Annotated in this window: 11 protein-coding genes and 2 pseudogenes; 10 read left to right on the top strand and 3 right to left on the bottom strand. The window is 71.9% G+C overall.

Features of this window, described 5'->3' with window-relative positions:
• The 4 genes and pseudogenes from AB0J68_RS19920 to ribH form a co-directional block, all read left to right on the top strand.
• Nucleotides 1-365 (top strand): annotated as a pseudogene (locus AB0J68_RS19920) (riboflavin synthase); the annotation flags it as partial.
• Nucleotides 365-1,054, top strand: a complete 690-nt coding sequence (pnuC, locus tag AB0J68_RS19915) for a nicotinamide riboside transporter PnuC (protein WP_354857812.1) — start codon at nt 365-367, stop codon at nt 1,052-1,054. The pseudogene AB0J68_RS19920 and the gene pnuC, both read left to right, overlap by 1 nt.
• Nucleotides 1,051-2,316, top strand: a complete 1,266-nt coding sequence (locus AB0J68_RS19910; RefSeq protein WP_354857814.1) for a bifunctional 3,4-dihydroxy-2-butanone-4-phosphate synthase/GTP cyclohydrolase II — start codon at nt 1,051-1,053, stop codon at nt 2,314-2,316. The genes pnuC and AB0J68_RS19910 overlap by 4 nt, the downstream gene beginning before the upstream one ends.
• 2 nt (nt 2,317-2,318) lie before the next feature.
• A complete protein-coding gene (ribH, locus tag AB0J68_RS19905; RefSeq protein WP_234589790.1) occupies nt 2,319-2,819 on the top strand; it encodes a 6,7-dimethyl-8-ribityllumazine synthase in 501 nt (166 codons plus the stop codon).
• A gap of 72 nt (nt 2,820-2,891) precedes the next feature.
• Here the strand turns inward: ribH and AB0J68_RS19900 are convergent, their stop codons facing one another.
• The 3 genes from AB0J68_RS19900 to AB0J68_RS19890 are packed head-to-tail and all read right to left on the bottom strand — an operon-like array spanning nt 2,892 to nt 5,334.
• Complete coding sequence (locus AB0J68_RS19900; protein WP_363939852.1) at nt 2,892-3,635, bottom strand: amino acid ABC transporter ATP-binding protein; 744 nt, start codon at nt 3,633-3,635, stop codon at nt 2,892-2,894.
• Between the two features lie 2 nt (nt 3,636-3,637).
• On the bottom strand, nt 3,638-4,483 hold the full coding sequence (locus AB0J68_RS19895) for an amino acid ABC transporter permease (protein WP_354857819.1): 846 nt from the start codon (nt 4,481-4,483) through the stop codon (nt 3,638-3,640).
• The gene (locus AB0J68_RS19890) at nt 4,480-5,334 is read right to left on the bottom strand and encodes a transporter substrate-binding domain-containing protein (protein WP_355067106.1); all 855 of its coding nucleotides are present in this window, start codon (nt 5,332-5,334) and stop codon (nt 4,480-4,482) included. The genes AB0J68_RS19895 and AB0J68_RS19890 overlap by 4 nt, the downstream gene beginning before the upstream one ends.
• A gap of 133 nt (nt 5,335-5,467) precedes the next feature.
• Here AB0J68_RS19890 and AB0J68_RS19885 point away from each other — a divergent pair, with 133 nt between their 5' ends.
• From AB0J68_RS19885 to rplT, 6 genes and pseudogenes are all read left to right on the top strand, one after another.
• Nucleotides 5,468-5,731: a phosphoribosyl-ATP diphosphatase gene (locus AB0J68_RS19885; protein WP_234589761.1), complete on the top strand. Its 264-nt coding sequence runs from the start codon at nt 5,468-5,470 to the stop codon at nt 5,729-5,731.
• Nucleotides 5,732-5,776: 45 nt separating this feature from the next.
• A complete protein-coding gene (hisG, locus tag AB0J68_RS19880; protein ID WP_355067107.1) occupies nt 5,777-6,622 on the top strand; it encodes an ATP phosphoribosyltransferase in 846 nt (281 codons plus the stop codon).
• A gap of 170 nt (nt 6,623-6,792) precedes the next feature.
• Complete coding sequence (locus AB0J68_RS19875; protein ID WP_354857826.1) at nt 6,793-7,266, top strand: PH domain-containing protein; 474 nt, start codon at nt 6,793-6,795, stop codon at nt 7,264-7,266.
• Nucleotides 7,267-7,633: 367 nt separating this feature from the next.
• Nucleotides 7,634-8,284 carry a translation initiation factor IF-3 gene (gene infC / locus AB0J68_RS19870; RefSeq protein WP_363939848.1) on the top strand — a complete coding sequence of 217 codons (651 nt, stop codon included), beginning with the start codon at nt 7,634-7,636 and terminating at the stop codon, nt 8,282-8,284.
• A gap of 20 nt (nt 8,285-8,304) precedes the next feature.
• A complete protein-coding gene (gene rpmI / locus AB0J68_RS19865) occupies nt 8,305-8,499 on the top strand; it encodes a 50S ribosomal protein L35 (RefSeq protein WP_007458415.1) in 195 nt (64 codons plus the stop codon).
• A 32-nt stretch (nt 8,500-8,531) separates the two neighbouring features.
• Nucleotides 8,532-8,888: pseudogene (gene rplT / locus AB0J68_RS19860) on the top strand (50S ribosomal protein L20); the annotation flags it as partial.
• Nucleotides 8,889-8,989 lie beyond the last annotated feature (101 nt).

Raw genomic sequence — 8,989 nt, 5'->3', positions numbered from 1 at the left:
GCCGCCTCGGCGGGCACCTCGTGCAGGGCCACGTCGACGGCGTCGGCGAACTGATCTCCCGGGAACCGGCCGAGCAGTGGGAGACGGTGCGGTTCCGGCTGCCCGCCGCCCTGGCCCGGTACGTGGTGGAGAAGGGCTCGATCACCATCGACGGCGTGTCGCTGACCGTGGCCGAGGTGGGCGCGGACGAGTTCGCCGTCGGGCTGATCCCGACCACCCTGAAGCTGACCACGCTCGGCGCGAAGGGCGTCGGCGACCCGGTCAACCTGGAGGTCGACGTGCTGGCCAAGTACGTCGAGCGGCTGCTCGGCGCCCGGCTCACCGACGCTTCCGGGGCGACCCCGAGCACGGGCGGGGTGGCCTGATGGGCCCCCTCGGCTGGCTGCTCGACGCCCAGGTGCAGGTGGCCGGCTCGCCGGTGCTGGCCCGGGAGATCGTCGGCAATGTGTTCGGGCTGGTCTCCGCGCTGCTCGGGCTGCGCCGGCTGGTCTGGGCGTGGCCGGTCGGCATGATCGGCAACGCGCTGCTGTTCACCGTCTTCCTCGGCGGGGTGTTCGCCACCCCGCAGGCGCACGACCTGTACGGGCAGGCCGGCCGGCAGGTGTTCTTCTTCGCGGTGAGCGTCTACGGCTGGTGGCGGTGGCGTCGCAACAGCCGCGTCGACGCCGACCACGCCGCGGTGCTGCCGCGCTGGGCCACCGGGCGGGAGCGGCTCGTGCTGCTGCTGGCCGCCGTCGTCGGCACCGCCGCCGCGTACCCGGTGCTCAAGGCGCTGGGCTCCTGGGGCCCGCTGCCGGACGCCTGGATCCTCACCGGCAGTCTGCTGGCCACCTACGGCATGGCCCGTGGCTGGGTCGAGTTCTGGCTGGTGTGGATCGCGGTGGACGCGGTCGGCGTGCCGCTGCTGCTGCGCGGCGGGTTCTACCCGTCGGCGGCCATGTACCTGGTCTACGGCGCCTTCTGCGCCTGGGGCTTCGCCGCCTGGTGGCGCACCTCGCGCGCCACCCGGCCGGCCGCCGCACTCCCGCCCACCTACACGGAGGCCGTCGCATGAGCAGCTTCGCCGATATCGACGAGGCGATCGCCGAGATCGCCGCCGGGCGGCCGGTCGTCGTGGTCGACGACGCCGATCGGGAGAACGAGGGCGACCTGATCTTCGCGGCCGAGCGGGCCACGCCGGAGCTGATGGCGTTCATGGTGCGCCACACCTCCGGGTACGTCTGCGTGGCGTTGACCGAGAGCGAGGCCGACCGGCTCGACCTGCCGCCGATGCACCACACCAACCAGGATCGGCGCGGCACCGCGTACACGGTGACCGTGGACGCCCGGGAGGGGATCAGCACCGGCATCTCGGCGGCCGACCGCGCGCACACCAGCCGGCTGCTCGCCGGCGCGGCGACCGATCCGACCGACCTGGCCCGGCCCGGGCACGTGGTGCCGCTGCGCGCCCGCGAGGGCGGGGTGCTGCGCCGACCCGGGCACACCGAGGCGGCGATCGACCTGACCCGGCTCGCCGGGCTGCGCCCGGCCGGCGTGCTCTGCGAGCTGGTCAACGACGACGGCACCATGATGCGGTTGCCGGACCTGGAGAAGTTCGCCGCCGAGCACGGCCTCACGCTGATCACCATCGCCGACCTGATCGCCTACCGGCGGCGTACCGAGAAGCAGGTCGAGCTGGTCGCCGACGCCCGGATGCCGACGCGGCACGGGGTGTTCCGGGCGCTCGGCTACCGTGCCGAGCACGACCCGGCCGAGCACGTCGCGATGGTGCTCGGTGACCTCGGCGACGGTCAGGACGTGCTGGTCCGGGTCCACTCCGAGTGCCTGACCGGGGACGTGTTCGGCTCGCTGCGCTGCGACTGCGGGCCGCAGCTGGACGCCGCGCTGGCCCGGGTCGCCCGCGAGGGCCGCGGCGTGGTGCTCTACGTGCGCGGGCACGAGGGACGCGGCATCGGCCTGCTGCACAAGCTGCAGGCGTACCAGTTGCAGGACCAGGGTCGCGACACCGTGGACGCCAACCTCGACCTGGGTCTGCCGGCCGACGCCCGCGACTACGGCACCGGCGCGCAGATCCTGTACGACCTGGGCGTGCGCTCGATGCGGCTGCTGACCAACAACCCGGCGAAGCGGGCCGGGCTGGAGGGCTACGGGCTCACCGTCACCGGCCGCGAGAGCCTGCCGGCCGGCGCGCATCCGGAGAACCTGCGCTACCTGCGCACCAAGCGGGACCGGATGGGTCACCTGCTGGACGAGTTGGACGAGGTGTCCGAGGCGCCGCTGGGGCGTCCGGTCGCCGACGACGAGATCGGAGCATGACGATGGCGGGTTTCGGCGAGCCGGGAGTCGAGGCGGTCGACGCCGCGGGGTTGACCGTCGGGGTGGTGGCCGCACGGTGGCACGGCGATCTGACCGATCACATGCTGGAGCGCGCGGTCGCCGCCGCCGAGGCGTGCGGGGCGCGGTCCGTGGTGGCGCGGGTCGCCGGCTCCGTCGAACTGCCGGTCGTCGCCCAGGCCCTCGCCCGCCGCTGCGACGTGGTGGTCGCGCTCGGCGTGGTCGTGCGGGGCGCCACCGCCCACTTCGACTACGTGTGCCGGTCGGTCACCGACGGGCTGACCCGGGTGGCGCTGGACGAGGGCAAGCCGGTGGCGCACGGCGTCCTCACCGTGGAGACCATCGAGCAGGCCCGGGACCGGGCCGGGCTGCCCGGCTCGGCGGAGGACAAGGGCTGGGCGGCGACCGTGGCGGCGCTCGACGCGGCGCTGGCCGTCCGGACCGTGGCCGCCGGCAACGCGCAGCGGGTCGGCTTCGGCGGCTGACGCCGCCTCCGGCGCTGCTCTGCTTCGGTGCCGGCTGGCCTCAGAGCCGGCTGGCCCCAGAGCCGGCTGGCCTCAGAGTCGGCCGGCTTCGATGATGCGGCGCAGGAACTGACGCGTGCGGGCCTGCGTCGGCTCGCCGAGCACCTGCTCCGGTGGGCCGCTCTCGACGACGCGCCCCGCGTCGAGGAAGCACACCTCGTCGGCGACCTCCCGGGCGAAGCCCATCTCGTGGGTGGCCAGCACCATGGTCATCCCGTCGGCCTTCAGGTCCCGGATCATCGCCAGCACCTCGCCGACGAGTTCCGGGTCCAGCGCCGAGGTGACCTCGTCGAGCAGCATCAGGCGGGGCGAGTTCGCCAGCGCCCGGACGATCGCCACCCGCTGCTGCTGCCCGCCGGAGAGCGCGTCCGGGTAGGCGTGCGCCTTCGCGCCCAGCCCCACCCGGTCGAGCAGGTCGCGGGCCTGGGCCTCGGCCTCGGCGCGGGACCGCCGGTGCACCCGCCGGGGCGCGAGGGTGATGTTGTCCAGCACGCTCAGGTGCGGAAACAGGTTGTACGCCTGGAACACCATGCCGATCCGCCGACGGACCCGGTCGGCGTCCACCCGGGGGTCGGAGATGTCCTCCCCGTCCAGCTCGATGGTGCCGTCGTCCACCTCCTCCAGGAGGTTCACGCACCGCAGCAGCGTGGACTTGCCCGACCCGGACGCCCCGATCAGGGCCACCACCCGGTGCTCGGCGACCGTCAGGTCGAGCCGGTCCAGCACGACGTGGCCGGCGAACTCCTTGCGCAGACCCCGGCAGCGCAGCAGCGCCATGGTCAGCCTCCCGACTGGCGACGGGCCGAGCGCAGCGTCACCCAGTCGGTGACGGCGATCAGCGGGATCGCGAGCAGCACGAACAGCACCCCGGCCACGACGTACGGGGTGTAGTTGAACGACTGGGCGGTGGCGATCTGGGCGGCGCGGACCGCGTCGATCGGGCCGGCGAGCGAGACCAGCCCGACGTCCTTCTGCAGGGCCACCACGTCGTTGAGCAGCGGTGGCGCCACCCGGCGGACGGCCTGCGGCAGCACCACGTGCCGCATCGTCTGCCGGTAGGTCAGGCCCAGCGAACGGGCCGCGGCGAGCTGGCTGGGGTGCACCGACTCGATGCCGGCCCGGAACACCTCGGCCAGGTAGCCGCCGTAGGTGAGCACCAGCGCGAGCCCGCCGAGCACCAGCACCGACGGCATGCCCCGCAGCCGCAGCCCGGGCACGCCGAGGGTGAGCAGGTACAGCACGATGATCAGGGGCAGACCCCGGAAGGTGTACGTGTAGCCGGCGGCCAGCGCCCGTACCGGGAAGAAGACCGGGCCGCGCAGTGTCCGCAGCACGGCGATCACCAGCCCGAGCAGCAGCGCGCCGGCCGCGCAGCAGACCAGCAGCCGGACGTTGAGCCAGAGCCCGTCCAGCACGGCAGGCAGCGCGTCGGCGCCGATCCGCGGGTCCAGGAACGACTGCCGGACCCGGTCCCAGCCCGGCGCGCCGGTCACGGCGACGACCAGCAACGTGCCGAGCGCCGCCGTGGAGAAGGCCGCGATCAGCACGCTGTGCAGGCTCTGCCGACGCCGGTACGCCGACCGCCGCAGCTGCGCCGCGGACGGGGTGTGTTCCCGCGGCGTCACTTCAGCTCGGCCGCCCCCGCCACCTGCGCGAGCCACTTCTGCTCCAGCTCGGTCAGCGTGCCGGCCTCGCTGAGCTGACCGACCGCGCCGCTCACGCAGCGGGTCAGCGGCGAGTTCTTGTCCAGCAGCAGCCCGAACGCCTCCGGCACGCCCACCTGCGGCACCTGCCCGACGATCGTCGCGTCGGTGATCTCCGCGCCGGTGATGTAGAAGGCGGTCGGCAGGTCCACCACGAGCCCGTCGATCTGCCCGTTCTGCAGGGCCTTCTTGGCGTCGTCGTTGCTGTTGTAGACCTGCGGCTTCGCGGACGGCTTGATGACGTCCGTGATCGCCTGGTAGCTGGTCGTGCCGACCTGGGCGCCGAGCCGGGCGCCGCGCAGGTCAGCCAGCGAGGTCTTGCCGGCGATCTTCGAGGACTTCAGCGCGATGACGGTCTGCCGTACCAGGTAGTACGGGGCCGAGAAGTCCACCGCCTGCTTGCGCTCCTCGGTGACGGAGAACTGGTTGATGTCGAAGTCGAAGTTCTTCTCCCCGGGCGCGATCGCGGTGTCGAACTTGACCCGGGTCCAGGTGACGTCGCCCCGGGCGTAGCCGAGCTTCTCGGCCACCGCGTACGCGACGGCGGCCTCGAAGCCCTCGCCGCTGTCCGGCTTGTCCTGCCGGAACCACGGCTCGTACGCCGGCTGGTCGGTGGCGATGGTGAGCTTGCCCGGCGTACGGGTGGGCAGGCTGTCCTTCGTGCAGGACGGCGTGGCGGTGGGTGTCGGTTCCTCGTCCTGTGGCGCGCATCCGGCGGTGGCGACGACGACGCCGGCGAGGGTGAGCGCGAAAAGGCGTGAGCGGCTGGCCATGGCGGACAGCGTAGAGGTCCATGGGCGTCGATCGAAGATTTTCCCACCATGCTGATAGGGAATTGTCCGCCTACTGGGTCGCGGTGGACCCGGACTCGGGGCGCCGGCCCGGCGGCTGGAAGAATCGTTCCCCGTGAAGACGTTCGAGGAGTTGTTCGCCGAGCTGCAGGCCAAGGCCGCCGCCGGCACCCCGGGCTCGGGCACCGTCGCCGCGCTGAACAAGGGCGTGCACTTCATCGGCAAGAAGGTTGTCGAGGAGGCGGCCGAGTCGTGGATGGCCGCCGAGCACGAGGGGCCGCAGCGTACCGCCGAGGAGATCTCCCAGCTGCTCTACCAGGTCCAGGTGCTGATGCTCGCCAGCGGTCTCGAACTGAAGGACGTCTACCGACATCTGTGAGTGCGCCCCGTCGTTGATCAGATTCGATCGAAGGAGCACTCCGTCATGTTGCGTGTCGCCATCCCCAACAAGGGCACCCTGGCCGAGCCGGCCGCCCAGATGCTGCGTGAGGCGGGCTACCGCCAGCGCACCGACCCCAAGGACCTCGTCTGCCGCGACGAGGCCAACGATGTCGAATTCTTCTACCTGCGTCCCAAGGACATCGCCACCTACGTCGGCTCCGGTGACCTCGACCTCGGCATCACCGGCCGGGACCTGCTGATCGACTCGGCCGCACCCGCCGAGGAGGTCGTCGACCTCGCCTTCGGTCGGGCCACCTTCCGCTTCGCCGCCCGCCCCGACGACATCGCCTCCGTGCAGGATCTGGGCGGGCACCGGATCGCCACCGCGTATCCGGGGCTGGTCGAGCGGCACCTCGACGAGGCGGGCGTCAAGGCCGAGGTGATCCGCCTCGACGGCGCCGTGGAGAACGCCGTACGCCTCGGTGTCGCCGACGTGATCGCGGACGTGGTGGAGACCGGCGCGACCCTGCGCCAGGCGGGCCTCGTGGTGTTCGGCGAGCCGCTGCTGCGCTCGTCGGCGGTGCTGGTCCGCCGCGCCGGCGCACCGGCGCACGCGCAGGCCGAGCAGTTGCTGCGCCGCCTGCACGGCGTGCTGGTGGCCCGCCGCTACGTGATGCTCGCCTACGACGTCCCGGCCGGTCTGCTGGACCGCGCCAGCGGGCTGACCCCCGGCATCGAGTCGCCCACCGTGTCGCCGCTGCACCGCGAGGGCTGGGTGGCAGTGCAGGCCATGGTGCTCCGCGACGACGTGCACCGGATCATGGACGAGCTGTACGAGCTGGGCGCCCGCGCCATCCTGGTGACCAACATCCACGCCTGCCGCCTCTGAGCGTTCACGGGATCGCTGAGACGGGGGTGTCCGCCCGCGCGGGACACCCCCGTTTCGCTGATCTCGACTGATCAACCGCGCCGCGCCGGCATGGGCGCGTCGCGGGACGCTGAGTGATGGCTCGGCGGGTGGTGCGTCTGCGGGGCGGGTACGGGTGGCAGACTGGTGGGGTGAGTGACACCGAGCTGGTCCGTCTCAAGCCCCGCCGCATCCGGGTGGTGTGCTGGTCGGCGGCGGTCGCGCTGGTGGTGGTGTTCGCCGTGGTCGCCACCTCGCTGAGCGGGCCGACCGGCGACGGCTACGGCAGCTTCCAGCGTGGCGACCAGATCGCCATGATCGGTCTGGGCATCTTCGGGGCGCTGGGTTTCCTGCTGTTCACCCGCCCGCGGGTGGAGGCGGACGCGCGGGTCATCCGGGTGCGCAACGTCATCAGCTCGTACGAGCTGCCCTGGGAGGTTGTCCGGGGGGTCCGTTTCGACCGGGGCGCGCCGTGGGCGAGCCTGGAGCTGCACGACGACGACCTGCTGCCGATGGTCGCCCTGCAGGCGGCCGACAAGGAGCTGGCCGTCGACGGGGTCCGCGCCCTGCGCCGGCTGCACGAGGCCCACCTGAACCGCCTCGCCCAGCGCGCCGCCGGCAGCTGACCCCGCCGCTCGCCGACCTGCGCCACCGTCGGCGCTGCTCACGGCCGGGGTGCCCGGTTTGGGGGCGAGCGAGGCGGCGGTGTACTGTTGTCGCGTCGACCAGGCTGTCTCCGCATGCGAGCAGACAGCCTTGAAAGCGGAGCGCCTGCTCCCACCCGAGTCGCCGCCACGGTGGCCGGGTCCGGTCACCGGTTCCGGGCACGTCCCGGTCCCGGACGTGTGATCCTGTGATCACGCCGACCGGTCGAGCGGGCCCTGGCATGCGCCGGGGCCTTCTGCTTTCCGGGTCGGTTCCCACCCGGGAGCCGCAGGGGTCGGCGACAGAGCAGAAACGACTCGAGGAGGCCCCATCAGCGTCGAACCACGCGTGAACGAGCAGATCCGGGCACGTGAGGTCCGACTGGTCGGCCCCGAGGGTGAGCAGGTGGGCATCGTCCCGCTGGAGCGCGCCCTTCAGCTGGCCGCGGACGTCGATCTGGACCTGGTCGAGGTTGCGCCGATGGCGCGCCCGCCGGTGTGCAAGCTCATGGACTTCGGCAAGTTCAAGTACGAGAGCGCACTCAAGGCGCGCGAAGCGCGGCGTAATCAGCAGCAGACCGTCATCAAGGAAATGAAGCTCCGTCCGAAGATCGACCCGCACGACTACGAGACCAAAAAGGGTCACGTGGTGCGGTTCCTCAAGGCGGGCGACAAGGTCAAGGTGACGATCATGTTCCGCGGTCGCGAGCAGAGCCGCCCGGAGCTGGGTTACCGGCTCCTGCGCCGGCTCGAATCCGAGATCACGGAACTGGGATACGTCGAGGCCGCTCCGAAGCAGGACGGCCGAAACATGATCATGGTTCTCGCCCCGCATCGGGCCGTCAAGGCCTCCGCGGTCGCCGCTACGGCGTCCCGCGGTGCACCTCGGGACCGGGCAGCGGACGAGTCCGCCGCTCCGGAAGCCGATGAGACCGCGGCGGTCAGCGAGACCGCAGCAGCCGGTGACACCGGCCTCGCCGCCGACACCAGCGGCGAGTAACAGGGGAGAAGACGTTCCACATGCCGAAGATGAAGAGCCACACGGGTATGGGTAAGCGGGTCAAGGTGACCGGCAAGGGCAAGATCGTTGCCCAGCAGGCCGGCCTCCGCCACAACCTGGAGAAGAAGCCCTCCACCCAGACCCGCCGGCTGACCGGCACGGTCGTGCTGGCCAAGGCCGACGTCAAGCGCATCAAGAAGCTGCTCGGCCGCTGACGCGCGCCACCTTTACGTAAGAAGGAGTTGAGATGGCACGCGTCAAGCGGGCTGTAAACGCCCAGAAGAAGCGTCGTACCCTGCTGGAGACCGCGAGCGGTTACCGCGGTCAGCGCTCCCGGCTGTACCGCAAGGCCAAGGAGCAGGTGCTGCACTCGATGCAGTACGCCTACCGGGACCGTCGCGACCGCAAGGGCGACTTCCGGCAGCTGTGGATCCAGCGGATCAACGCGGGCGCCCGGGCCAACGGGATGACCTACAACCGCCTGATCCAGGGCCTGCGTCTGGCCGGCATCGAGGTGGACCGCAAGATCCTGGCCGACCTGGCTGTCAACGACGCCGCCGCCTTCGCGGCGATCGTCGAGCTGGCCCGGGCCGCGGTCGCGGCCGAGGGAGGCGCCGTGCCAGTGTTCCTCGTCGGCTTCGAACAGGACGCGGTCGCCGGGGCGGATGACTTCGACGGGCCCGCCGCGGCGCTGGCACAGGCCGA

Source organism: Micromonospora sp. NPDC049580 (assembly GCF_040675595.1).
GTDB lineage: Bacteria > Actinomycetota > Actinomycetes > Mycobacteriales > Micromonosporaceae > Micromonospora.
The sequence above is the reverse complement of the archived record's forward strand: the minus strand, read 5'-3'. Positions and strand labels throughout refer to the sequence as shown.